The organism is Janthinobacterium kumbetense, from assembly GCF_023703445.1.
Classification (GTDB): Bacteria; Pseudomonadota; Gammaproteobacteria; order Burkholderiales; family Burkholderiaceae_D; genus Janthinobacterium; species Janthinobacterium kumbetense.
This window is the reverse complement of sequence record NZ_JAMQGR010000016.1, coordinates 25,548-51,401: the sequence shown is the minus strand read 5'-3', so window position 1 is coordinate 51,401 and position 25,854 is coordinate 25,548. Positions and strand designations below refer to the sequence as shown.

The window sequence follows — 25,854 nt, the reverse complement described above, 5'->3', positions numbered from 1 at the left end:
GGCGCCAATATAGCAGGAATGATAGGGGTCAGACCCGCGCCATGCGCCAGCGGCTAAATCAAGTCGTCAGCATCCCGGCGCGATAGGTATTCCGGCCATCCTGTTTGGCCTTGTACAGCAGCACGTCGGCCCGCTGCAGCAGCACGGCGGGGGAAATGTCTTCGTCGCGGTAGAAAGCCAGGCCGATGCTGGCGGAAATGCGCACGGTGATGCCATCGAGTTCGAACGGTTGCTGCATGGCGGCGACGATTTTTTCCGCCAGCACGGCCGCGTCCTCGGGCCGGGTGATCTGTTCCATGATGATGGTGAATTCGTCGCCGCCCAGGCGGGCGACGATGTCGGTGACGCGCATGGTTTGCGTCAGGCGCTGGGCGAAGGCGCGCAGCAGCGCGTCGCCGGTGCCGTGGCCGTGCGTGTCGTTGACGGGCTTGAAACGGTCGATATCCATGTACATGACGGCCATCAGGTGCTGATGCTGGCGGCTCGCGTGCATGGCGTCGCTGAGTTTTTGCTGGAAGCCGGCGCGGTTCGACAAACCCGTCAGCGCGTCGACCTGGGCCAGTTTCAGCAGGCGCTGTTTTTCGCGCTTTTGCACGGTGATATCCTGGCGCATCACGTGAAAGCCCACCACCTGCAGCTTGTCTTCGCCGATCTGCGGGATGTAGATCACTTCCAGGCAGCGCTCGATGCCTTCCTTGTCGTCTTCTTCCTCGAAGCTCAGGGTTTCGCCCGCCAGCACTCTTTCGATGTACGGCGCCACCGTGCGGTAGCGCGCCTCGCCCACCGTGTCGCGCACGCTCTTGCCCAGCGCTTGCCGGCCCGTCAGGCCGAATTCGCGTTCATAGGCGATGTTCAGGAAGCGGTAGACCTGGTCGGCGTCGATGTAGGCGATCATGGCCGGCAGGGTGTCGGCGATGGTGCGCAGGCGCGCTTCGCTTTCCAGCAGCGCCACTTCCGATTCGCGCAGGATGGTGATGTCGTCCAGGCTGCCCACGTAGCCTTCGATCCGGCCGTCGATGAGGATGGGGGCAATTTTGACGGAGACCCATACCAGCCTGCCGCCGCGGTGCAGGCAGCGCAGGGTGGACTGGAACGGCGCATGGCTGCGCGTGAGCTGTTCCAGCGCCACGTGCATCAGCGGATAGTCGTCCGGGTGCAGGGCGCTGGTCCAGCCGGCGCCCAGGGCGGCCGCGCGCGGCAAGCCCGTGATCGATTCGAAGGTGCGGTTGACGTAGGTGCAGCGGCGCTGGCGGTCCAGGCGCACCAGGCCGAGCGGGGAAGCGTCGTTGACGGCGGCCAGTTCGGCCTGTTTCTGGCGCAGTTCCAGTTCCTGCTGGCGGCGCTGCGAGATATCCTCGGCGATGCACAGGATATGTTCGATCTGCTGGCGCTCGTCGAACACGGGTACGGAGACGGCGCGCAGGTAGCGCAGGCTGCCGTCAGCCAGGCGCAGCGGTTTTTCCGTATGGTCGATGACGCCCCGCTCGGCCAGGATGGCGCGGTCGTCCTCGGCGTCGTGCAGGCCGAAGTCGGGCGGGAAGGCCTGGCAATCGGTCTTGCCGATGACGTCGGCGGCCAGGTGGCCGGTGATGTCCTCGGCCGCCTTGTTCCACACTTCCATCTGGCCGAAATTTTCCGGGCGCGCGCTTTTTACGTAGACCAGCACGGGCAGATGGTCGATCAGCGACTGCAGGAAGCTGCGGTTGTCCTGCAGCGCCAGTTCGTCGTGCTTGCGCGCGCTGATGTCGCGCGAGGTGACGGCCACGCCGTCGGCGATCGGCACCACCTGGTGGCGCAGCCAGCGCGTGCCGCCCGAGGCCAGCGGCAGTTCGAATTCATCTTCCAGCGGCTGGCCCGTTTCCATCACCAGCACGAAGCGCTTGAAGAAACGCTCGCCGCGCAGCAGCGGTATCAGCGGCAGCACGCGCTGGCCCAGCAGTTCGGAGCGCGGCTTGCCCAGCATGTCGGCGGCGCGCTCGTTGATGTCGGCAAAGGTGAAGTCTTCCACCGGCTTGCCCGGCGCGGCACGCCAGGCTTTCAGCAGCAGCACGGCATCGAGGCTGCCCTGGTGCGCCGCGCGCAGCAAGGCTTGCGTTTCCGTGGCCTGGCGGATGCTGCGGCGCAGGCGCGCGCTCTGGCGCATCAGCAGGGTCGTAAAGCCGGCAATGAGCACGCTGGCGGCGAGCAGCGCGCCGACATATATCAGGCGGCGGTGTTCGAAGCGCGCCAGGGCGACGGCGCGGCTCACGCCCACCACGGCCAGCAGCGGGTAGCGCGGCAGCTCGTGGTAGCTGTAGATACGGGACGTCGCGTCGACGGGCGGCTCGATCAGCAATTCTTCGGCGGCGTGCTGCGGCGGTCCCGGCATGCGGAAGTCGATGCGGTCGCTGAGGATCAATTGTTCGCCGATGCGCCCCGCCGTCAGGCCGCTGTCGCGCGCCACCAGCATCAGCGCGCCCTGTTCATCGAGGTTCAGGCGGTCGTAGTCGTCGACAAAATACGTGGGGTCGACGAGGATGACGATGGCGCCGGCAAAGCGGCCTTGCGCATCGTTCAGGCGGCGCGCCAGGCGGATGGTCCAGTGCTTGCCGCCCACGTCGAGCAGGGGCGTGTCGACCAGGGCCGTGTCGGACGCATTCGCGGCCAGCGCCCTGAAAAATGCCTGGCCGGCCAGGTTTTCCGGCAGGTAGGCGTTGGCGCTGTCGAGCACATTGCCCTGCGCATCGACGAGGGCGATCGGCAATGCCAGCTTCGACGGCAGCACGCTGTCGAGCAAGCCCTGGCGGCGCGTGAATTCATTCAGGCGCAGGCCGCCGTCCGTTTCCTCGTATTTGAGCTTGAACAATTGCGTGGCGTGATCCGTCTGGCGCAGGGTGAAACTGGTATGGTCGGCCAGGGTCCGCGCCAGCGACTGGCTGACGGCCACGGCGTCGCGCACGGCGCTGGCCCGCTCCTGGCCCACCTGGTAAAAGACGGCCGCCCACAGCGCCAGCAGCAGGATGAGCGCGAACAGGGGCACCAGGCTGAGACGGTACAGGCGGCGGGCAAGGCGTTGCAGGGGTCTTGTTATCGCTATCACGGGCGCTTGCAGGCTATATTCATGGAAAAGGGGAGGGGCGGCGTGGCGCGCATGATAGCCGAAATCGGCCGCCTTGCGCGTCAGCGTGTTGCCGCCGCGGCCATCGTCTGTTCGCGGTCTGTCGCTGGCCTTATTTTGCTTTAAATCAAGTAGCCGTGGTGCCGCGCACGCTAAAAAAAGCACGTCGGCGGCGACACGGGCTGGCGCCGTGGCAGAAAAAGTACAATTGCGCCCCCATCCTCATTAAAATGGATGCTTCTTCCTCCCATATCGAAAGTTGTCATGCAGAGTAAAAAGCCCGACGCGGCACGGCTGGACAAGATCGTGGCTGAAGCGCGGCGCGCCGCCGACCAGCGCGAGAGCGGCTACCGCGAGCGTTCGCTGAAGATGTACCCGTGGGTCTGCGGCCGCTGCATGCGCGAATTTACGCGCGCCAACGTGCAGCAGCTGACGGTGCACCACCGTGACCACAACCACGACAACAATCCGCCCGATGGCAGCAACTGGGAACTGCTGTGCCTGTATTGCCACGACAATGAGCACTCGCGCTACCTGGAAGCGGACCGGGGCGCCGGCCTGCTGTCGGCCGAGGTGGCGCCCGCTACGCACAATCCGTTCGCCGCGCTCGCTGGCCTGATCAAGAAAAAGGACTGAGCGGCCCGTCCGCCTCGCACCCCATGCGCATCTTGCTGACCGAAGACGACCCGCAGCTGGGCCGCGCCACGCAGATCGGCCTGGAACAGGCCGGTCATGCCGTCGACTGGGTCACGAGCGCCGAACACGCGCACACGGCCGTGCGCCTGCACGACTATGGCTGCATTTTGCTCGACCTGGGCTTGCCGGGACAGGATGGCATGCAGGCGCTGGGCGTGCTGCGCGATAATGGCTACAGCGGCGCCGTGCTGGTCGTCACGGCGCGCGACCAGGTGGGCGAGCGCATCGCCGGGCTCGACGCGGGCGCCGACGACTTCATCGTGAAACCGTTCGACCTCGACGAACTGGCCGCGCGCATCCGCAGCGCCTGTCGGCGCGCCACGGGCCGCCTGCGCGAGCACCTCGTGCACGGCGACCTGGTGCTCGATATCGCGGACCGGCAGGTGACGCAAGGGGGATTGCCCGTGATGCTCACGATGAAGGAGTTTCGCATCCTGCAATTGTTGCTGGAACACGGCGGCCGGGTGCTGAGCCGGGAACAGCTGGAGAAAAACCTGTACAGCTGGGGCGATGAAGTGGAAAGCAATGCCGTGCAAGTGCATATCCACCACCTGCGCAAGAAGCTGGGGCGGGACTTGATACGCACCGTGCATGCGATCGGCTATTGCATTGATAAAGCGCAAGCGGCCTGATGAAAAAACGGGCTACCCTGAGGCAGCCCGTTGGCATCGATGATGCGGATGGATTAGCGCATCAGAAATCGACGGTGGCCGACAGCCACAGACGGCGGCCGTCCAGGCTGTTGACATAGCGGTTGGCGTAGGTCAGCGTCGGTGCGCGGTACGGCTGGTAGTCGACGAAGTCCTTGTTGAGCAGGTTGTACACGGCCGCGTTCAGGGTGACGCGCTTGTTCAGCTGGTAGCTGCTGCCCAGGTGCAACATGGTGTAGCCCTTGTAGTCGCCCAGCGCGGCCTTGGCGGCGCGCGTGGAAGCGGAGGTGCCCGGATCGCGGAAGCGCTCGCTGCGGTACTCGGCGCGCAGCCAGCCGTTCCATTCGCGCGAGATATCCCAGCTCAGGCGCGCGTTGACGGCGTGCTTGGGCGTGTCGCTCAGGGGCTTGCCCGCGTTGCTGCCACTCTTCTGTTCGCTTTCCGTGTACGTGTAGTTGGCGCTGGCCGACAGGGTCTTGCCCAGCGGGAAGCGCGTATTCAGCTCGACGCCGCGCGTGACGGCCTCATCCACGTTGACCGACTGGCCAAACGCATCGACGTTGGGCCAGTTGCCGAAGCTGACGCAGCCGGGACGGTTTGGCGACGGACGGTAATCGCAGTTGACGAGGCCTGTGCCCGTCGTGATCTTGTCCTTGAATTGATTGTTGAACAGGGAGCCGCTGGCGGTCCAGCCGGCCAGGTTGTCGAAATACGCGCCGATTTCCGTCGTCGTGCTCGTTTCCGGCTTCAGGTTCGGGCTGCCGACGAGGGGAATCGTGCCCTGGCCGCCGAAACCGTTGATTCCTGGCGACAATTGTTCCACGCGCGGCGTCTTGTAGCCCTTGCTGACGCCGCCCTTGACGGTCCAGCTTGGCGTCGCGTTCCACACGGCATAGGCGCGGGGGCTGGTCTGGCCGCCGAAGATGCTGTGATCGTCATAACGGGCGCCGAAGGTCAGCGCGATATTCTCCAGCACCTGCCATTCGTCTTCCACGAACAGGGCTTTTTGCGTGAATTCGAATTTCTTTGGCGCCACGCCATCCGTCATTTCCGCTTTCCACCATTGCGCGCCGACGGTGGCCATGTGTTTGCCCAACGGCATGACCAATTTGGTGTCGAACACCTGGCTTTCCACTTCCAGGGTGCGCGCGCTGCCGGCGACGGCGCCGGGCGTGCCTGGCGGAATCGTGCGGCCCAGGGTTTCCGTCTTGTTCACCATGTAGCTGCTGTCCAGGGTGCCGAAGCCGAAGCGGCCCGTGTGCGACAGGGTCCACTGGTCGCGGTTGTATTTCTGCTCGGGACCGTAGCCGCCCTGCAAGCCCAAGGTACCCAGTTGCTTCTTCGAATTGTCGTAGGTCTGGCGGCCCGCATCCGCGTCGAGGATGACGGTATGGAAACGGTTGGGTGTGAACGCCAGGCGCGCGCCAAAGTTTTCGATGTCCGCGCGCACGGGGTTGGCGCCCATGTTCGGCACATTTTCCGCACCGGCCGCGTCGTTGTAGCGGATGTTGGCTGCATCGCGGCGCTGCTTGCTGCCGCGCAGGGATAGGCCCAGCAGGTCGGTGGCGATAGGGCCGCTCAGGTAGAAGCGGCCGCTTTTCACGTCGCCGAAATCGGACTCTTCCTGCAGGGTGTAGTCGGCCGAGATGGAACCCATCCACTGCTTGCCCACCTTGCGCGTGATGATGTTGATCACGCCGCCCATGGCGTCCGAGCCGTACAGGGTCGACATGGGGCCGCGGATGATCTCGATGCGCTCGATGGCGGCCAGCGGCGGCATGAAGCTCGTCTGCGTGCCGCCGAAGCCGTTCGGCGTGACATTGCCGGCCGCGTTCTGGCGGCGTCCGTCGATCAGCACCAGGGTGTAGTCGCTGGGCATGCCGCGGATGCTGATGTTCATGCCGCCCGTCTTGTCGCCCGCCGCGCCCACGTCGATGCCTTCCACGCTTTCCAGCGCCTGCGTCAGGTTGCCGAAGCGTTCCTTCGACAGTTCTTCACGCGTCAGCACGGTGATCGAGGCGGGCGCCTGCTTGATATCCTGCTCGAAACCGGAGGCGGAAACCACCACTTCCGGCATGCTGGCAGGCGTGCCCGTCTGGGCGTGGGCCGGCAGGCAGGACAGGGCGGCCAAGGCCAGGGCCAGGGTGGTGGGACGCGGCAGGCGCGCGCGGCGGGGGCTGTTGGACATGCAAACTCCTGAGGGTGAATTAATTATTGGTCTGTATTGTTTGGGTAATGGGAATCATGAAAGCAATAAGAATCATTTACAATTGCAGGCATGGCTTCCCAAAAAATATTTCGCTCCGGATCTTGCGCAGAAGTTCTTAAGAGATTCTTAACGGCTGGCGGCGGCGTGAAAAGCTGGTCGCTGCGGCGCACCCTGCTGGCCGTGCTGCTGGGCCTGACCCTGGCCCTGTGGGTGGGCAGCGCCGCCATCGTGTACGTGGAAGCGCGCCGCGAAAGCCAGGAATTGTTCGACCAGTCGCTGATCGAGACGGGCCATTTGCTGCTGTCGCTGGTGAAAAAGGATGCGCGCGAGCATGGCTTGACGGGGCCCATCGACCTGCCGCTGCGCGGCCATCCGAATCCCCACCAGTATTTGCTGTTCAAGGTGCGCGACGCGCAGCAGCGCGTCCTGTATCGCAACGACGCGGCGTCCGACATCGCCCTGTCGCGCAGCGCGCCGGACGGCCTGTCGTGGACCAGCATCGGCGGCCAGCGCTGGCGTCTGTTTTCGCTGTGGGATCCGCAGCGCAGCCTGCAGCTGCTGGTGGCCGAACCGACCAGCCACCGCGACGACATCAGCCGCGGCTTCTTTTACCGCATCGCGCTGTTCGGCCTGCTACTCGTGGCGCTGGCCACCATCGCCATCTGGTGGAGCATCCACCGCGTGTTTCGCGTGCTGCAGGCGTCCGCCGACGAAGTGTCGGCGCGCACGCCCGACGAACTGACGGACGTGCATGTGCACGGCGCGCCCTCGGAGCTGCATCCGCTGCTGCTGGAAATCAACCGCCTGTTCGGCAGGGTGAGGCACAGCCGCGACAACGAACAGCGCTTCACGGCCGATGCGGCGCACGAGCTGCGTACGCCGCTGGCCGCCATCAAGACCAATCTGCAAGTGCTGCAGCGGGCCCGCAGCGCGGACGAACGCGAGGAATTCATCGCTGCCCTGGGCGCCAGCGTGGAGCGCGCCACGCGCCTCGTCAACCAGTTGCTGGCGCTGGCGCAGCTCGATCCGCAGTCGCAGGCAGAGACGGCGCTGGCGCCGGGCGACCTGGCGCAGCTGCTGGCAGCGCAGGGGACGCAGTGGCAGGCGCTGGCCGCGCCGTACCAGTTGTCGCTGGCGGTCAACGTGGCGCCGGCGCCTTGCGCCCTGCATGCGGACAGCCTGCAGGTATTGCTGCGTAACCTGGTCGACAATGCGCTGCGCTATACCCCGGCGCCGGGCGCCATCGAGATCCGCTGCGGCGTGGAGGCGGGGCGCAGCTACCTGCGCGTGGCCGATACGGGGCCGGGCATCGCCGAGCAATGGCACGCGCGCGTGTTCGAGCGCTTCGTGCGCCTGGGCGGCAGCCAGGTTCCCGGCAGCGGGCTGGGCCTGTCCATCGTGCGTCGCATCGCCGAGCGCCATGGCGCGCAGATCATCCTCGGCGCCGGACTGCAGGGCCGGGGGCTGGCGGTGACGGTCGTGTTTCCCGCAACGTAGCGGGCGCGATCCGATAGCGATAAAACGCACAAGGCGTGTGCAGAATGCGGTATCTTTCTGTTATGCACAGCTCACACCAGCCCATTCTTTTCGATCCCCCCGCTTTATCGCTGGCCGCCGCGCGCGCGCTGCACCTGGCCGCGCAGGGCTTGCTGCAGGCGCGGCGCAAGAAAGCCGTGAAGGCGGACGTGCTGGCCGCCGTGCGGCAGATGGGCGTGCTGCAGATCGACACCATCCACGTGGTGGCGCGCAGCCCCTACCTGGTGCTGTGGAGCCGCCTGGGCGACTATCCGCAGCCGTGGCTGGAGCAGCTGCTGGCCGAGGGCGCACTGTTCGAGTACTGGGCGCACGAGGCTTGCTTCGTGCCCATCGAAGACTATGGCCTGTACCGCCACCGCATGCTGGATCCGGCCGCCATGGGCTGGAAATACTCCGTCAAATGGATGGCCGAGCAGGGCGAGGCCGTCGCTTCGGTGCTGGAACACATCCGCGCCAACGGCGCCGCGCGTTCGGCCGACTTCGAGCGCACGGATGGCCAGGCGGGCGGCTGGTGGAGCTGGAAGCCGGAAAAGCGCTCGCTCGAAGTGCTGTTTACGTCGGGCGTGCTGATGATCGCCAAACGCCACAATTTCCAGCGCTATTACGACCTGGCCGAACGCGTGCTGCCGGGCTGGCACGATGGCTTGCTGCCGTCCGAGGACCAGGTGCGCCGGCGCCTGCTGCTGGCCAGCGTGAAGGCGCTGGGGCTGGCGCGGGCCAGCTGGATCAGCGATTACTTCCGCACCAGGCAACCGCGCGCCAGCCTGGCGCGCGATTTGCAGGCGCTGGTGGACGAGGGCGCACTGCTGCGCTGCACGGTCGATGGCTGGAGTGATGCCGTGTACGTGCATGCCGAGCATGGGGACTTGTTGCGCGACGCGGTGGCCGGCAAGCTGGCGCCCACCCTGACGACGATACTCTCGCCGTTCGATCCCGTCGTCTGGGACCGGCGCCGCGCCCTGGAATTGTTCGGCTTCGACTACCGGCTCGAATGCTACACGCCGGCCGAAAAGCGCCGCTATGGCTATTTCACCTTGCCGATCTTGCGCCGCGGCGCGCTGGTGGGGCGCCTGGACGCCAAGGCGCACCGCGCGCAGGGGCGCTTCGAGATCAAGTCGCTGGCGCTGGAAGACGGCGTGCACCTCAGTACCCGCCTGGCGCAGGACGTGGCCGGCGCCGTGCAGCGCCTGGCGCTCTGGCATGCCTGCCCGGATATTGATATTGCGCAGACGCAGCCGGCAGCCTTCGGCGCGCTGCTGGCCCAGGCCCTGCTCGACGGCGGCGCTGTCGCAAGGCGGGCCGCATGATGCTGCCGCCGGCTCCTCCCCAGCTGCTCGACGCCGATGGCGTCCCCTGCTTTGGCCGCTACACGGGCCAATTGAACGCCTTTGACTGGGCCGCTCTGGCGCCACCCCACGCGCGCGGCGCCCTCTGGCGCCTGTTCCACCACAAGCGCTGGCATTATGTGGCCCTGTCCACGCCCACGCTGTTCTGCGGCGTGGCCATCGTCGACCTGGGCTGGACCAGCACGGCCTTCGCGTATGCCTTCGACCGCCACAAGGGCAAGATCGTGGCCAGTTTTTCGCAGGATGGCGTGCCGGGCTTGAGCGCCACGGTGGCGCCGCATGCGGGCGCCAGCAGCCGTTTCCGCTTCCTCTCGCAAGTGATCTCCATCGAGGCCCAGCCCCAGCAGCGCTACCGTTTGCGGCTCGATTGCGGCCATTTCGGCATCGACGCGGAATTCGGTCCGCCCGTGGCGCCCACCTTGCTGGCCGTGGGGCCCGTGGGCGAGGGCGGCAGCGTGCATGCGACGCAAAAGTCGGGCGGCTTGCCCCTGTGGGGCACCGTGCGCTGCGGCGCCATGGGCTACAGCTTGGACGACGGCGTGGCCAGCTTCGATTATTCGAATGGCTTGCTGGCGCGCGAAACGGAATGGCGCTGGGCTTCGGCGCACAGCCTGGACCTGGGTTTCAACCTGCAGGCCGGCTATTTCGGCGCGCATGAAAACGCGCTGTGGCTCGATGGCCAGCTATATCCGCTGGGCCGCGCGCATTTCGACTTCAATCCCGACAACCCGCTGGCGCCGTGGCATGTGTGGACGGACGACGATTTGCTGAACCTGCACTTCAAGCCGGAAGGCGCGCGCCGCGAGGATAAGAATCTGTGGATCGCCGCCAGCCGCTACATCCAGCCTATCGGCACCTTCAGCGGCTGGGTGCGCACCAGCGCGGACTCTCCCAAGCGCATCGTGGCGCAGCTGGCCGGGGTGACGGAAAGCCACCGCTCGCGCTGGTAGGGGCACGCGGATTTTTCGTGAAATGCAGCGCAAGGTCAAATTCTTTTGGCAACGCATCCCTTACACTGGCGCGTAGTCGCTCCGGCAATCCCGCTCCGGCAATCCATGAGGCCAGAACATGAGTATCCGTAATCTCGACAAGCTGTTCAAGCCGGCCTCGGTGGCCCTGATCGGCGCCACGGCGCGCGAACGCAAGCTGGGCGCCATCGCCCTGTACAACCTGCTGGGCGGCGGCTACCAGGGAGACATTTGGCCCGTCAATCCCAAGTACGACGAGCTGATGGGCCTGAAATGCTACCGCAAGCTGGCGCAGCTGCCGAAAGCGCCGGACCTGGCCATCATCTGCACGCCGCCCGCCACCATCACGGCCCTGATCCGCGAACTGGGTGCGCTGGGCACGCGCGCGGCCATCGTCATGACGTCCGGCCTCGACCCCGTGCGCGAGCAGTCGCTGCGCCTGGCCATGCTGAAGGCGGCCAAGCCGCACCTGCTGCGCATCCTCGGCCCCAACAGCATGGGGCTGCTGGTGCCGAAACTGGGCTTGAACGCCAGCTTCGCCCATGTAGGCGCGACGAGCGGCAAGATCGCCTTCGTCTCGCAATCGGGCGCGCTGGTGTCGGGCGTGCTCGACTGGGCCAATGCGCATGGCGTGGGCTTTTCCAAATTCATTTCGCTAGGCGCCAGCTACGACATCGATTTCGGCGACTTGCTCGACTACCTGGCCGGCGACATCGACACGGCCGCCATCCTGCTGTACATGGAAGATATCCAGGCGGCGCGCAAATTCATGTCGGCGGCGCGGGCGGCCGCGCGCAGCAAGCCCGTCATCGTCCTGAAAGCGGGGCGCGAGGCGGAAGGCGCGGCCATGGCGGCCTGGCATACGGGCGCGCTGGCCGGTTCCGACGCCGTGTACGACGCGGCCATCCGCCGCGCCGGCATGCTGCGCGTGTATTCGGCCGAGGAATTGTTCGACGCCGTGGAAACCCTCACGCATATCCGTTCGCAGCGCGGCGAGCGCCTGGCGATCCTGTGCAACGGCGGCGGCCTGGGCGTGATGGCCACCGACGCCCTGGTGGGCAGCGGCGGCAAGCTGGCCGACCTGTCGCCGGATACCGTCATCGCGCTGGAAAAGGCGCTGCCACGGGGCTGGTCGCACGACAACCCCGTCGGCTTGCCCGGCGACGCGGCCGTGCAGCGCTATGCCGACGCCATCAAGCCGCTGCTCGACGAGCCGCAGGCGGACGCCTTGCTGCTGCTGCACGCGCCCACGGCTATGGTCTCGTCGATCGACATCGCCGAAGCCGTCACGCCGCTGATCAAGGCCACCTCGCGCACGGTGCTGTCGTGCCTGCTGGGCGGCACCACCGTGGCGCCCGCGCGCCAGGTCTTCAACCGGGCCGGCATTCCCACCTACGACACGCCGGAAAAGGCCGTACATGGCTTCATGCAGATCGTGCAGTACCGGCGCAACCAGGAAACCCTGATGCAGGTGCCGGCGCAGCTGCCCATGTCGGCCACGCCGCGCCGCGCGCGCGTGCGCGAAATCGTCGCCGCCGCGCTGGCGGCCGGCCAGACGGTGCTCGGTGAATGCCGCTCGAAGGAAATCCTGGCCGCCTACGGCATTCCCGTCGCCACCACGCGCATGGCGGCCGACGTGGAAGAGGCGCTGGCCGTGGCGGCCGACATCGGCTATCCCGTCGCGTTGAAAATCCACTCGCCCGACATCGCCCACAAATCCGACGTGGGCGGCGTGGCGCTCGACCTCGATACGCCCGACATCCTGCGCACGGCCGCCGCCGCCATGCTCAAGCGCGTGCGCCGCATGCGTCCCGACGCGCTGATCGACGGTTTTACCGTGCAGCAGATGGCGCGCCGGCCGCAGTCGCATGAATTGATCGTCGGCGTGACGACGGACGCCGCCTTCGGCCCCGTGATATTGGTAGGGCAGGGCGGCATCGCGGTGGAAGTGACGGCCGATCACGCCATCGGCCTGCCGCCGCTGAACATGGTGCTGGCGCGCGACATGCTGGCGCGCACGCGCGTGTCGAAGCTGCTGGCCGGCTACCGCAACCAGCCGCCGGCCGACATCGACGCCATCTGCTACACCCTGATCCAGGTGGCCGAACTGGTGGCCGACATCGGCGAGCTGGCCGAACTTGACATCAATCCCCTGGTGGCCGATGCGGATGGCGTGATCGCCCTCGACGCGCGCATCCGCCTGCAGCCGGGCCAGAAGCGCGACCGCCTGGCCATCCGCCCGTATCCGCAGGAGCTGGAAGAGCAGGTGACGTGGATGGACCAGTCCATCCTGCTGCGCCCCATCCGCCCCGAGGACGCGCCGCAGCACATGGACCTGTTCCACGCGCTGGACCCGGACGACGTGCGCCTGCGCTTCTTCACGTCCATGCGCGAGCTGCCCGTGTCGCAGCTGGCGCGCCTGACGCAGATCGATTACGACCGCGCCATGGCCTTCATCGCCACGCACACGGGCCCGGACGGCAAGCCGGAAACCCTGGGCGTGGTGCGCGCCGTGGCCGATCCGGACAATATCCACGCCGATTTCGCCATCGCCGTGCGCTCGGCCCTGAAAGGCAAGGGACTGGGACACATCCTGTTCGAGAAGCTGGTCGACTATTTCCGCAGCCGGGGCACGGAAGCGCTGGTGGGCGAGGCGATGGCGCGCAACAAGGGCATGCAGCGGCTGGTGAAAAGCTTTGGCGGCGAAGTCACGCCGTCGGAAGAGCCGGGCGTCGTCAACCTGCATATCGGCCTGCGCGCGCCGTAAAAGAAAGCGCGGCTGGCCAGCCGCGGGTTTGTGCAGGATCAAACCGGCCCCTGTCGGTAGTCTTTACACTTTCACTTCCAGGATGACATATCCGGCGCATTTTCGGGAGTGAGTGCATGCTTACTGCAACATATATATTGGTTTCCCTGTCGGTGGAACAGGCCAGCATCCGCATGAGCTTGTTGGCTTTTCAGAAATACATGCAGGTGCAACTGCGCCAGCAAAGCAGGCTCAGTTTGGCGCAACTGCAGTACACGGGCGACTGGCTGAACCGGCTGTACCAGGGGAGCTATTGGCGCAAGGTGGAGATGTACCTGATTCCCGCCATCCGCCAGGCCGCGCCCCATGTGGACGGCTTGCTGGACGAGTTGAACGGCTTGAACCACGCGGCGCTGGAAAGCATCAATGTCGTGCAGCAGCGCGCGGGTGCCGCCATCGACCATTCCGAATTACAAGCCGAGCAGCTGTGCGCCGCCATCGACGCCTTTTGCGCGGCCTTGCTGCAGCGCCTGGAAAAGGAAGAGCGCGAGCTGTTCGCGCTGGCGCGCAAGGTCATCGTCGGCGAAGCGTGGTTTGCCATCGCCTACCAGTTCCTCGCCCACGATGCGCGCGCGCAGGAAGCGCGCCGTGGCAAGGCGCAGGTGCTGCCCTTTGTTTTGCCAGCGCCTTTGCCGGCGCCCTTGCCGGCAAGCAGCGGCAGCGCTGAAACGCTGGCGGATGGCGCCGCGTCCGCGCCGCCCGCGCCGGCACAGCCGCTGCGTGCGCAGGCTTGAACGGGTAGCGAGCGCACACCCCGCCAGGCGGTGTCTGCCGGAGGCGTTTTCGCGAGGGCAGCCGACGCGCCGTCATAGGGCAAAAATCCAGGGGAAAGATTCGGGAAAGATTCAGAAAAGATTCAGAAAAGATTCGCTTTATTCATTTGATAACTTGTTCAGTCCTGTCCGATGCAATACCCCGGGCTTTGTTATGATGGTGGTTTTGATCCACGCGAAACCCGTCATGTTCGAATTTCTCTTCAAGCGTTCTGCCAGCAAGACTGCCGTACCCGACCCTGTCGTGGCAGAACAGGCCGCCGCCTCGGCGCAGAGCGCATCGCGCCGCGCCGAACAGGTGGCGCGTGCCCATGCCGTGGCTGGCGACGAGGCTGCCGCCTTTGAATTCATCGTGTCCAGCGAATTTGCCGATGCCCGTCTGATCGCGGCCGAACACGTCCACGCCTTGCCCCTGCTGGAAAAAGTCCACCACGCCATGCGCAACACGGACCGCCGCGTGGCCAAGCTGATGCAGGGCCGCATCGACCTGATCCGTCATCAGGCTGCCGAGACGCAACGCGCCCAGGCCAGCATCGACACGGCCCAGCGCCTGTTGAACGATGAAAAGCTCAGCCCCAACCAGGTAGCCGAACTGGACCGCCAATGGCAGGTCATCAAGGCCACGCCGGAGCTGGCGACCGCCTTTGCCGCCGCGCGCGCCGCCCTGGCCGCCCGCCTGGAAGCGCAAGTGGTGCTGCAGCGCGCCGTGATCGACGCCGTCGCCGCTGCGCGCGCGCTGGCCAGCAATGGCCAGTCCGCCGGCGAGCTGGCGCAGGCGCTGGCCCGCCTGGACGGGGAACATGCGCAGCATGCGCAATCGCCCGAGCGCGGCTCCTTGCCGAAACACCTGGAAAGCGATTTCATCCAGGCGCGCGAGCAGGCGCAGTCCGCCTTGCAAGCCCTGCAGCAACACCAGGCTGTGTTCGACGCGCGCCAGGCCGCGCTGGCCGAATGGCAGGCGCAGGACGCCGCCACGCTCGACGTGGATACCCTGAAGCGCGCATGGCAAGCCCTGCCGCGCCTGCCCGAGTCGCCCTTGTCCGACAGCTTGCAGCAGCAATTTGCGGCCGTGCTGGCCAGCGCGCCGGCGCCCGTGCAGGCGGCAACGCCAGAGGCCGCACCAGCCCATGCGGACCCGGCGCCGCGCAAGCCGCGCGTGGAACACGCACCCGTGTCGAAAGAAGCGACGGAACAGTTCTTCAAGGTGCTCGACGCCATGGAGGCGGCCCTGCAGGATGGCTTGCTGCACGTGGCTTCCGAGCATGACAAGACCTTGCGCGATAGCAAGCACGGCCGTTTGACGCCTGCGCAAGCGGACCGCCTGGCCCATGTGCGCGGAGAATTCAAGCGCCTGGCCGACTGGGCGCGCTGGGGCGGCAACGTGTCGCGCGAGGAATTGGTCAAGGCGGGCGAGGAATTGCCGGCACAGGAACTTCCAATGGCCGAGCTGGCCAAGAAAGTGGGCAGCCTGCGCGAGCGCTGGAAGTCGCTCGATACCTTGTCCGGCCCGGCGCCGAAATCCCTGTGGGAACGTTTCGACGCCGCCTGCAGCCTCGCGTATGCGCCGGCGGCCCAGCATTTCAAGCAATTGGCCGAAGAGCGCCACGGCAATGCGGCCAAGGCCCAGGAATTGATCGCGGAAACGGCGGCCCTGGCGGCCGAAGAAAGTACCGACTGGAAACAAGTCGCCTCCGCTTCGCAGCGCCTGCGCCAGGCCTGGACGCGCCTGGGCACCATCGACCGCAAGGAAAAGAAACGCCTGGATACGGAATTTGGCGCCGCGCTGGACGCCCTGTCGAAGCCGCTGGACACGCAGCGCCAGATCGAGACGGCGCGGCGCGAGCAATTGATCGTCGAAGTGGGCTTGCTCAAGCCATCGGAGCGCAACACGGTCGACATGCTGAAAGCCTTGCAGGATAAATGGCAGGAACTGGCGAAAGCCCTGCCGCTGGAACGCCGCGCGGAACAGGCGCTGTGGCAGCGCTTCCGCGCCGCCTGCGACGATATCTTCGCCAAGCGCAAGGAAACGGCCCACGCGGCCGACCACGAGCGCCGCGAACACCTGCATGCGCGCGAAGCGCTGTGCGCCACGCTGGAAACGGCCGTCGTGCCGGATGGCGACGACAAGTCCCGCACGGCCTTCATCAACCACTTGCTGCGCGACACGCGCGCCGCCTGGAACTCTAGCGGTCCCGTGCCGCGCGCCAGCGAAGCGAAGATCGAGCAGCGCTACCACGCGGCCGTGGCTGGCGTGCAAGCGCAAGCGGACGCCATCGCCGAACGGGCCGGTGCGGCCCAGGCCAACGCCTTGCGCGACAAGCTGCGCCTGGTGCAGGCGCTGGAAGCGTCGCTGGCCGAGGTCGATGCCGGCACTGATGCGGCTGCCTGGACCGAACGCTGGAGCGCCTTGCCGCCGCTCGACACGCAATACGAACGCAGCCTGCAGCAGCGCTTTGCCGCCGCCCAGGCCGCGCTGGGCGAGGGCGCTGACGCCTACGTGCAGCAATTGCAGGCCAACGAGGCCCGCTTGCTCGAGGAAGTCTTGCGCCTGGAAATCGTCGCCGGCGTCGACAGCGGCGCCGAATTTGCCCGCGACCGCCTGAAAATGCAGGTGGAAGTGCTGCAATCGTCGCTGAAATCGGGCCAGAAGCCGCTCACGCAAGTGTCGCAGCTGATGCAACTGTGCGCGATTGCCGCCGCCACCGATGCGCGCACGGCCAGCCGCATCGAAACCCTGCTGCGCCGTATCGGAGGGCATGCCAAATGAGTACCAGCGTCCGCGTCCAGCAAGCTGATTTTGACTTGAGTCAAGAAATCGCACAATTGCGTGCAGGCAACCCCAAGGTAGGCGCCGTCGTCGGCTTTGTCGGCACGGTGCGCGACATGAACGAGGGGCTGGACGTGGCCGCCATGGAGCTCGAGCATTATCCGGGCATGACGGAAAAGTCCATTGTAGCCATCGTCGAGCAGGCGCGCGCACGCTGGCCCCTGTCGGGCGCGCTGGTGATCCACCGCGTGGGGCCGCTGCTGCCGCAGGAACAGATCGTGCTGGTGGCCGTCTCGTCCGCCCACCGGGGCGAGGCGTTCGCCGCTTGCGAGTTCATCATCGACTACCTGAAGACGGAAGCGCCGTTCTGGAAGAAGGAAGATACGCCGGAAGGCGCGCGCTGGGTCGATGCGCGCGACAGCGACGAGACGGCGCTGGACAAATGGGCGACAAAAGCAAGCACCATTTGAATCGTATCTGCCGCGCACGCTAGCATTTGCCCAAATGCAGCGGTTTTCTGCTTTGTGTATGCTTGAAAAGTACTGCCTCACCCCAATTTGGTTAACAACTAATTAACCGGGAGCGCTTTTCATGCGACAAGACAAACTCACTACCAAATTACAGGAAGCCCTGGCCGATGCGCAAAGCTTGGCCGTGGGCAACGACAATCCCTATATCGAACCAGTCCACCTGTTGACGGCCCTGTTGAACCAGGACGACGGCGGCGCCCGTTCGCTCTTGCAGCGGGCCGGCGTCAACGTGGGCGGCCTGTCCAAGGCCCTGGGCGCGTCCATCGAACGCTTGCCGAAGGTGTCGGGCACGGGCGGCGACGTGCAGGTCAGCCGCGAATTCGTGGCTCTGCTGAACCTGGCCGACAAGGAATCGCAAAAGGCGGGCGACCAGTTCGTGTCCAGCGAAATGGTTTTGCTGGCGATGACGGACGACAAATCCGACTGCGGCAAGCTGGCGCGCGAAAATGGCCTGACCCGCAAGGCCCTGGAAGCGGCCATCGAGGCTGTGCGCGGCGGCAACAAGGTCGATTCGCAGGAAGCCGAAGGCCAGCGCGAAGCCTTGAAAAAATACACGCTGGACCTGACGGAGCGGGCGCGCAAGGGCAAGCTCGACCCTGTCATCGGCCGCGACGATGAAATCCGCCGCACCATCCAGATCCTGCAGCGCCGCAGCAAGAACAACCCCGTGCTGATCGGCGAACCGGGCGTGGGCAAGACGGCCATCGTCGAAGGCCTGGCGCAGCGCATCGTCAACGGCGAAGTGCCGGAATCGCTGAAAGGCAAGCGCGTACTGTCGCTGGACATGGCCGCCTTGCTGGCTGGTGCGAAATTCCGCGGCGAATTCGAGGAGCGCCTGAAATCCGTGCTGAAGGAACTGGCCATGGATGAAGGGCAAACCATCGTCTTCATCGACGAAATGCACACCATGGTGGGCGCGGGCAAGGCCGAAGGCGCGATGGATGCCGGCAATATGCTGAAACCGGCGCTGGCGCGCGGCGAACTGCACTGCGTGGGCGCGACCACCCTGGACGAGTACCGCAAGTACATCGAGAAGGATGCCGCGCTGGAACGCCGCTTCCAGAAAGTGCTCGTCGACGAACCGACCGTGGAGGCGACCATCGCCATCCTGCGCGGCTTGCAGGATAAATATGCGCTGCACCACAAGGTGGAAATCACGGACGCGGCCATCATTGCCGCCGCCGAGCTGTCGCACCGCTATATCACGGACCGTTTCCTGCCCGACAAGGCGATCGACCTGATCGATGAAGCGGCGGCGAAGATCAAGATCGAGATCGATTCGAAGCCGGAAGTGATGGACAAGCTGGAACGCCGTTTGATCCAGCTCAAGATCGAGCGCGAAGCTGTCAAGAAGGAAAAGGACGAAGCGTCGTTGCGCCGCCTGGCCTTGATCGAGGAAGAGATCGTCAAGCTGCAGCGCGAATACAATGACTTCGAGGAAATCCTGAAGGCGGAAAAAGCCGTGGTGCAGGGCAGCACGCACATCAAGGAAGAGATCGAGCAAGTCAAGCTGCAGATGGAGCAAGCCACGCGCGAGAGCAACTGGCAGAAAGTGTCGGAATTGCAGTATGGCAAGCTGCCGCAGCTGGAAGCCCAGCTCAAGCAGGCTGACAGCGGCATCCCGAAACTCGACCCTGACCAGCCGAAACTGCTGCGCACGGAAGTGGGCGCCGAGGAAATCGCCGAAGTGGTGTCGCGCGCGACGGGCATACCCGTATCGCGTATGATGCAGGGCGAGCGCGACAAGCTGCTGCACATCGAAGAGAAGCTGCATGAGCGCGTCGTGGGCCAGGATGAAGCGATCACGGCCGTGGCTGACGCCATTCGCCGCTCGCGCGCCGGCCTCTCCGACCCGAACCGTCCCTATGGTTCCTTCATGTTCCTGGGGCCGACGGGTGTCGGCAAGACCGAGCTGAGCAAGGCGCTGGCGACCTTCCTGTTCGATACGGAAGAATCGATGATCCGCATCGATATGAGCGAGTTCATGGAGAAGCACTCCGTGGCCCGTCTGATCGGCGCGCCACCGGGCTACGTGGGCTACGACGAGGGCGGCTACCTGACGGAAGCCGTGCGCCGCAAGCCATACAGCGTGATCCTGCTCGACGAAGTGGAAAAGGCGCATGCCGACGTCTTCAACGTGCTGCTGCAAGTGCTCGACGATGGACGCATGACGGATGGCCAGGGCCGCACGGTGGACTTCAAGAATACCGTCATCATCATGACCTCGAACCTGGGTTCGCATAAAATCCAGGCCATGGAAAGCGATGATCCCGGTGTCGTGAAGCTGGCCGTGATGGCCGAGGTACGCTCGCACTTCCGTCCCGAGTTCGTCAACCGTATCGACGAAATCGTGGTGTTCCACGGCCTCGACGAGAAAAACATCGGCGCGATCGCGAAGATCCAGCTGAAGATCCTCGAAGAACGCCTGGCGCGCATGGACATGGCGCTGAGCTTGACGGACGCGGCCTTGCAGCAGATCGCCGAGGCGGGCTACGACCCGGTGTATGGCGCCCGTCCGCTGAAGCGGGCGATCCAGCAGCAGATCGAAAATCCGCTGTCGAAGCTGATTCTGGAAGGCAAGTTCGGCCCGAAAGACGAAATCCGCATCGACGCCCAGAACGGCAACCTCGTATTTACGGGGGCGCAAGTGGGGCTGGACAAGGTGTAATGTTGCTTGGGGTCTGACCCCGGCAGTGAAAGCAGGGCGGTATCAGGCTAGACCTGATGCCGCCCTTCTTGTTATGATCGGCACTATTTTCTGACTAATTCCGGAGGCGGTACGATGGCAAACACATGGCAAGCAGGGCGGCGCATTGGAGTGGGATTGGCCTTGGCGGCGGCCGTACTGGCCTTGCCTGGCCAAGCTCAGGCTCAGGAAGAAAAGGTCCTGAACATCTATAACTGGTCAGACTATATCGGCGACGATACGATCAAGAATTTTGAGAAGGAAACGGGCATCAAGGTACGCTACGACGTTTTCGACAATAACGAAATCCTCAATGCGAAACTGGTGGCGGGCAAGTCTGGCTACGACATCGTCGTGCCCACGGCCCAGTGGGCGCGCCTGCAGATCGATGCGGGCCTGTTGCGCAAGCTCGACAAGAGCAAGCTGACGAATTTGGGCAACCTGGACCAGAACCTGCAGGCCAAGCTGTCGAAGATCGACCCGAACAACGATTACCTGGTCGACTGGCTGTGGGGCTACACGACGGTGGGCATCAACGTCAACAAGGTCAAGGCCGCGCTGGGCGGCATGCCCATGCCTGACAACGCCTGGGACCTGATCTTCGACCCGAAATACGCGGCGAAGCTGAAATCGTGCGGCGTGTCCTTCCTCGATTCGCCGTCGGAAGTGCTGCCGGCCGCGTTGCAATACCTGGGCAAGCCCGCGTACTCGAAAGCGGCCGCCGATTACCAGGAAGCGGGCAAGGTGCTGCAGGCGATCCGTCCCTACGTGACCCTGTTCAGCTCATCCGGCTACATCAACGACATGGCCAACGGTTCCGTCTGCGTCGCGCTGGGCTGGTCGGGCGACATCAATATCGCGCGCCAGCGCGCCATCGACGCAAAAAACGGCAATGTGATCCAGGTGCTGGTGCCGAAGACGGCCGCCCTGATGTTCGACACCATGGCCATCCCCGCCGACGCGCCCCATCCGAGCAACGCGCACCTGTTCATCAACTATATTTTGCGCCCGCAAGTGCATGCCAGCCTGAGCAACAAGGTGTTTTACGCGAATCCGAATCCGGCCAGCATCAAATATGTGCGCAAGGACATCGGTGAAAACAAGGCCATCTTCCTGTCGGACGCCGACAAGCAGCGCATGGCCGCACCGGAAGCGACCACGGCCGATATCCGCCGCTTGATGACGCGTATCTATACGAAGTTCAAGACGGGAGTGTAAAGTACTAGCTCCCTACAAAACTGTAGCGAGCGGAAGGGAGTTGTGATCGAGAAGCGGAACTGTGCTTTAGTACAGTGAGCATCGCAGATTGCAAATCGCGACGCGCAGTAAGTTTTGTGGGGAGATACAAGGATGGCGCGAGGGACGGGCCTGTAGGCCGTCGCTGGCGCCATGCGATATTGCCGAGGCGAACACTACTCGTGGTAGCGATCCATCAGCTTGTGGTGACTGCCGCGCATTTCTTCGATCAGTTCAAAGGCGACGAAGCCGATGATGGCGGCGAAGATGGCGATGAAGAGAAAAACGACGAAGGTTAACATGGTCTTTCAGCCGCCGTTGGACGGCTGTCCGCTGGGTTGCTCAATGTGCCAGAGCAGCGCTCCAACACGTAGTTGATGCAATTAAACTCTAGCAGATCGGCAGCGCTTTACAAGGCTGCCGAGTTGTAATTCCTGCTAGTATTTGTCCCAGCGCACTTTTTGCGCATTTTCTCTATTTCACTACCAGATCGTGCGCCATCACGGCTTTCAAATAAACACTGATCGGGTCGCCTGGTTCACGTTGGGAGAACCACCACGCGCTGGCCTTGCGCAGTTCCCATTCCTGCTCTTCTCCCGTCAATAGCAGGGCGGCGGCCTGGCCCAGGGTGGGCTGGTGGCCGACGATGAGCACGGTTTCCTTGCCGCCGGGCCAGTTGGCCGCCTTCAGGATATCCTCCGCCTCGGCGCCGGGCGCCAGTTCCGGCATCAGCTTGAACTTGCGCCCCAGCGCTTCCGCCGTTTGCAGGGTGCGCAGGGCGGGGCTGACGAGGATACGGCAATTTTCCGGTAGTTGCGAGGCCAGCCATTCCCCCATGCGGCGCGCCTGTTTCTGGCCTTTGACGGTCAGGGCGCGTTCGAGGTCGGGGACGCCCGGCTCGGCTTCTGCGTGTCGCCACAAGATGAGATCCATGCTGTGCTCCTCTGTGTAGAATTGCCTATTCGCCGACCTCCGCGCCCGGCGTGCCCAGTGAGTGCATCAAATACTGCTGGGCACTGAACGGCGTTTGCTTGCCGCGCGGCTTGCGGCGTGCGTAATGGCCCGTCGGCTCCAGTTCCCATGCATTGGTATTATCCTTCAAATACGGATTCAGGCCCTCGGCGATCACGCGCCGCTTCAGCGCCCGGTCCAGCACGGGGAAGGCCACTTCCACCCTGCGGAACAGGTTGCGGCTCATCCAGTCGGCGCTGGCCAGGTAGACATCGTGCGCCAGGTCGTTGCGGAAGTAGTAAATACGGCTGTGTTCGAGGAAACGGCCGATCACGGAGCGCACCTTGATGTTTTCCGACAGGCCAGGCACGCCCGGCTTCAGGGTGCAGGCGCCACGCACGATCAGGTCGATCTTCACGCCATCGGTCGAGGCCGCATACAGGGCGCGGATCACGGATTCATCCACCAGCGCGTTGACTTTCACGATGATGCGCCCGCGCCGGCCCGAACGGGCGATCTTCGCCTCGTTGCGGATGGCCTTGATGATCTCGCTTTGCAGGCCGAACGGGGCCAGCCACAAATGGTTCAGGTTGTGCGGCTTGGTCAGGCTGGTCAGGTGGATGAAGACTTCATTGACTTCCACGGCCAGGTCCTGGTTGGCCGTCAGCAAGCCGAAGTCCGTGTACAGCTTGGTTGTCGTGGGATGGTAGTTGCCGGTACCCAAGTGGGCGTAGAAGCGCAGGGAGCCTTCTTCGCGGCGGATGACGAGTGCCACCTTGGCATGGGTTTTCAGTCCCACGACGCCGTACACGACTTGCGCGCCGGCTTGCTCGAGCTTGTCGGCCCAGTTGATATTGGCTTCTTCGTCGAAACGCGCCATCAATTCCACGATGACGGTCACTTCCTTGCCCATCTTCGCCGCCGTAATGAGCGACTCCATCAGGTCCGAGTTCATGCCCGTGCGGTAAATCGTCTGCTTGATGGCGACGACGGACGGGTCGTAGGCGGCGCTGCGGATGAAGTCGATGACCGTCTGGAACGACTGGTAGGGGTGGTGCAGCAGGATGTCGTGCTTGGTCAGGGCGGCAAAGATGTCGTTGCCGATGGCTTTGTGCGCGAGGCCGGGGAAAAACGGCGGGAAGCGCAGCTCGGGCTGCTTGACGTGGTCGATCATTTCCGACAGGCGCACCAGGTTCACGGGGCCGTTGACGCGGTACAGGCGGCTTTGATCCAGATTAAACTGGTCGAGCAGGAACTGCGACAATTCTGGCGGGCAATTGCGTGCCACTTCCAGCCGCACGGAGGTGCCGAACTGGCGACCGACCAGCTCGCCCTTCAGGGCCTGGCGCAAATTCTTGACTTCATCCTCGTCCACCCACAGGTCGCTGTCGCGCGTGACCCGGAATTGCGAATAGGCAATCACTTCGCGTCCGGCGAACAAGTCCGAGATATGCGCATGGATGACGGAGGACAATAAACAGAAGGACACGCCATCGCCGGAAATCTCGTCCGGCAGCTTGATGACGCGTGGCAAGACACGGGGCGCCTTGACGATGGCGATCGCCGTGCCGCGGCCGAACGCATCCTTGCCGCTCAGCGAGACGATGAAATTGAGACTCTTGTTGACGACCTGCGGGAACGGGTGGGCCGGGTCGAGGCCGATCGGCGTCAGCAGGGGGCGCACTTCGCGGTCGAAATATTCCTTCACCCACGCGCGCTGTGCCTCGTTGCGGTCGCTGTCGCGCAGCAAATGCACGCCCGCTTCGCGCAGGGCCGGCAAGACGTCGTTATTTAATATCTCGTACTGGCGTTCCACCAGCGCATGGCATTCCTTGCCGATGCGCTCCAGGTTGGCCGCCAGGGCAGGGTGGCCGGCCAGCGAACCGCCGATGCTGCCGGCCGCCAGCAGGCTGGCCACGCGCACCTCGAAGAACTCATCCATATTACTGCTGACGATGCACAGGTAGCGCAGGCGCTCGAGCAGCGGAATGTTCGGGTCTTCCGCCTGGGCCATCACGCGCCGGTTGAAAGTCAGTTGCGACAGCTCGCGGTCAAGCAGGATGCCCGATTTGGTCACTTCCGTGTGCAGTTCAGGTTTCATATTCTTTTGTCTTTGCAGATAGTTAATTCTAGCCGTATTTCATCATGTATGACGCGCTGTGAGTGTAATCATGAAATATGACGTAAGCGTGACATAAGCTGTCATAAAGCGTCGCCCGGCCTGTCATTTTTCACGTAGAAAAGGGGTATTCTCGGGGCGTAGCCAATTATTTCAGGATTTTTTACCCATGTCATAAAGCTGTCATATTCGCTTGCTAGACTGCGCAGCATTCAACCGGGACTTTGAGCCCTAACAACCCTGAGGACTTGATATGCAAATGAAGCAAATGTTCAAATTTATCGTCGTGGGTGCTTCGGCAGCGATGGCATTTTCTTCCGCTTCCGTCATGGCGGCAGATATGACAGGTGCTGGCGCAACCTTCCCGTACCCTATCTACGCCAAATGGGCTGAGACGTACAAAGCCAATACCGGCAACGGCCTGAACTACCAGTCCGTCGGTTCCGGCGCCGGCATCAAGCAAATCAAGGCCAAGACTGTTGAATTCGGCGCCTCGGACATGCCTTTGAAGGCAGAAGAGCTGGAAGAAGCGGGCCTGATGCAGTTCCCGGCCATCATGGGCGGCGTGGTCACCATCGTCAACCTGGACGGCGTAACCCCAGGCCAGCTGAAAATGACGGGTAAAGTCGTTGGCGACATCTACCTGGGCAAGATCACCAAGTGGAGCGCGCCGGAAATCGCCGCACTGAACACGGGCGTCAAGCTGCCGGACACGGAAATTACCGTGGTACACCGCGCCGACGGTTCGGGCACGTCCTTCCTGTTCACCGACTTCCTGTCGAAAACCAACCCGGAATTCAAATCGAAAATCGGTGCTGGCTCGGCTGTGAAATGGGCCGTGGGCGTGGGCGGCAAGGGTAACGAAGGCGTCGCCGCCAACGTGCAGCGTATCAAGGGTTCGATCGGCTACGTCGAGTGGGCTTACGCCAAGAAAAACAAGATGTCGCATACCCAGCTGCAAAACAAGGATGGCAACTACCTGCAACCTGACGACGAAAACTTCAAGGCAGCAGCCGCTTCCGCACCTTGGACGCAAACCCCAGGCTTCGGCGTGGTTCTGACCGACCAAGCTGGCAAGAACAGCTGGCCGATCACCGGCGTGTCGTTCATCCTGATGCACAAAGTCCAGGCTGACGCAGCCAAGGCCAAGGAAGTCCTGAAATTCTTCGACTGGGCCTACAAAAACGGCGGCCCAGCTGCCGTTGAACTGGACTACGTGCCAATGCCGGCATCGGTCGTGAAACTGGTGCAAGAGTCGTGGAAAGCCAACCTGAAAGACGCATCGGGCAAGTCGATCTACTGATCCGATAGTCTGCATGCCTGACTAAGTACCCATCCTTGCCCCCGCCAGCAGCACGGCGGCGGGGCAGGGAGTTAGCCAGGACCGCCCGCAAGCCCTTGCAGACGGTCCTGGCTAAAAAAGCAAGATAAAACAAGAGTTCAAAACAGCAATACCGGCAGTACCACCCACATCTGGCACAATA

Annotated in this window: 17 protein-coding genes; 12 read left to right on the top strand and 5 right to left on the bottom strand. The window is 64.0% G+C overall.

Translation table 11 applies throughout. From position 1 onward, the window contains the following. Nucleotides 1-58: 58 nt before the first annotated feature. Nucleotides 59-3,079: a PAS domain-containing protein gene (locus NCG91_RS26130; protein WP_251351811.1), complete on the bottom strand. Its 3,021-nt coding sequence runs from the start codon at nt 3,077-3,079 to the stop codon at nt 59-61. A gap of 282 nt (nt 3,080-3,361) precedes the next feature. Between NCG91_RS26130 and NCG91_RS26125 the strand changes: the two genes are divergently transcribed. Both NCG91_RS26125 and NCG91_RS26120 read left to right on the top strand, forming a co-directional pair. Next, nucleotides 3,362-3,733: a YajD family HNH nuclease gene (locus tag NCG91_RS26125; protein WP_034755042.1), complete on the top strand. Its 372-nt coding sequence runs from the start codon at nt 3,362-3,364 to the stop codon at nt 3,731-3,733. Nucleotides 3,734-3,756: 23 nt separating this feature from the next. Further along, nucleotides 3,757-4,425: a response regulator gene (locus NCG91_RS26120; protein ID WP_251351810.1), complete on the top strand. Its 669-nt coding sequence runs from the start codon at nt 3,757-3,759 to the stop codon at nt 4,423-4,425. Nucleotides 4,426-4,486: 61 nt separating this feature from the next. Here the strand turns inward: NCG91_RS26120 and NCG91_RS26115 are convergent, their stop codons facing one another. Continuing rightward, nucleotides 4,487-6,631 carry a TonB-dependent receptor domain-containing protein gene (locus NCG91_RS26115; protein WP_251351809.1) on the bottom strand — a complete coding sequence of 715 codons (2,145 nt, stop codon included), beginning with the start codon at nt 6,629-6,631 and terminating at the stop codon, nt 4,487-4,489. 165 nt (nt 6,632-6,796) lie between these two features. Between NCG91_RS26115 and NCG91_RS26110 the strand changes: the two genes are divergently transcribed. The 9 genes from NCG91_RS26110 (at nt 6,797) to NCG91_RS26070 (ending at nt 21,282) form a co-directional block, all read left to right on the top strand. Then, complete coding sequence (locus NCG91_RS26110) at nt 6,797-8,149, top strand: ATP-binding protein (RefSeq protein ID WP_251351808.1); 1,353 nt, start codon at nt 6,797-6,799, stop codon at nt 8,147-8,149. A 62-nt stretch (nt 8,150-8,211) separates the two neighbouring features. Beyond that, nucleotides 8,212-9,495, top strand: coding sequence for a winged helix-turn-helix domain-containing protein (locus NCG91_RS26105; protein ID WP_251351807.1), 1,284 nt, complete (start codon nt 8,212-8,214; stop codon nt 9,493-9,495). Further along, nucleotides 9,492-10,484, top strand: coding sequence for a DUF2804 domain-containing protein (locus tag NCG91_RS26100; RefSeq protein WP_251351806.1), 993 nt, complete (start codon nt 9,492-9,494; stop codon nt 10,482-10,484). The genes NCG91_RS26105 and NCG91_RS26100 overlap by 4 nt, the downstream gene beginning before the upstream one ends. A gap of 118 nt (nt 10,485-10,602) precedes the next feature. Then, complete coding sequence (locus NCG91_RS26095; protein ID WP_251351805.1) at nt 10,603-13,269, top strand: bifunctional acetate--CoA ligase family protein/GNAT family N-acetyltransferase; 2,667 nt, start codon at nt 10,603-10,605, stop codon at nt 13,267-13,269. Nucleotides 13,270-13,385: 116 nt separating this feature from the next. Beyond that, the gene (locus NCG91_RS26090; RefSeq protein WP_251351804.1) at nt 13,386-14,042 is read left to right on the top strand and encodes a hemerythrin domain-containing protein; all 657 of its coding nucleotides are present in this window, start codon (nt 13,386-13,388) and stop codon (nt 14,040-14,042) included. A 226-nt stretch (nt 14,043-14,268) separates the two neighbouring features. After that, complete coding sequence (locus NCG91_RS26085) at nt 14,269-16,848, top strand: DUF349 domain-containing protein (protein ID WP_251351803.1); 2,580 nt, start codon at nt 14,269-14,271, stop codon at nt 16,846-16,848. Then, on the top strand, nt 16,845-17,318 hold the full coding sequence (gene moaE, locus NCG91_RS26080; protein ID WP_251351802.1) for a molybdopterin synthase catalytic subunit MoaE: 474 nt from the start codon (nt 16,845-16,847) through the stop codon (nt 17,316-17,318). Before NCG91_RS26085 ends, moaE begins: the two co-directional genes overlap by 4 nt. A 121-nt stretch (nt 17,319-17,439) precedes the next feature. Further along, nucleotides 17,440-20,046, top strand: coding sequence for an ATP-dependent chaperone ClpB (gene clpB, locus NCG91_RS26075; protein ID WP_251351801.1), 2,607 nt, complete (start codon nt 17,440-17,442; stop codon nt 20,044-20,046). Between the two features lie 114 nt (nt 20,047-20,160). After that, the gene (locus NCG91_RS26070; RefSeq protein WP_077402136.1) at nt 20,161-21,282 is read left to right on the top strand and encodes a polyamine ABC transporter substrate-binding protein; all 1,122 of its coding nucleotides are present in this window, start codon (nt 20,161-20,163) and stop codon (nt 21,280-21,282) included. A 194-nt stretch (nt 21,283-21,476) separates the two neighbouring features. Here NCG91_RS26070 and NCG91_RS28080 read toward each other — a convergent pair whose 3' ends face one another. The 3 genes from NCG91_RS28080 to ppk1 form a co-directional block, all read right to left on the bottom strand. After that, nucleotides 21,477-21,602 (bottom strand): hypothetical protein, encoded by a 126-nt coding sequence (locus NCG91_RS28080; protein ID WP_257218666.1) that lies wholly within the window; start codon nt 21,600-21,602, stop codon nt 21,477-21,479. 172 nt (nt 21,603-21,774) lie between these two features. Beyond that, nucleotides 21,775-22,233, bottom strand: a complete 459-nt coding sequence (gene sixA / locus NCG91_RS26065; protein ID WP_070254143.1) for a phosphohistidine phosphatase SixA — start codon at nt 22,231-22,233, stop codon at nt 21,775-21,777. A gap of 25 nt (nt 22,234-22,258) precedes the next feature. Beyond that, nucleotides 22,259-24,352, bottom strand: a complete 2,094-nt coding sequence (gene ppk1, locus NCG91_RS26060; RefSeq protein WP_099664711.1) for a polyphosphate kinase 1 — start codon at nt 24,350-24,352, stop codon at nt 22,259-22,261. Nucleotides 24,353-24,623: 271 nt separating this feature from the next. Here ppk1 and pstS point away from each other — a divergent pair, with 271 nt between their 5' ends. After that, nucleotides 24,624-25,673 (top strand): phosphate ABC transporter substrate-binding protein PstS, encoded by a 1,050-nt coding sequence (gene pstS, locus NCG91_RS26055; RefSeq protein ID WP_099664710.1) that lies wholly within the window; start codon nt 24,624-24,626, stop codon nt 25,671-25,673. Nucleotides 25,674-25,854 lie beyond the last annotated feature (181 nt).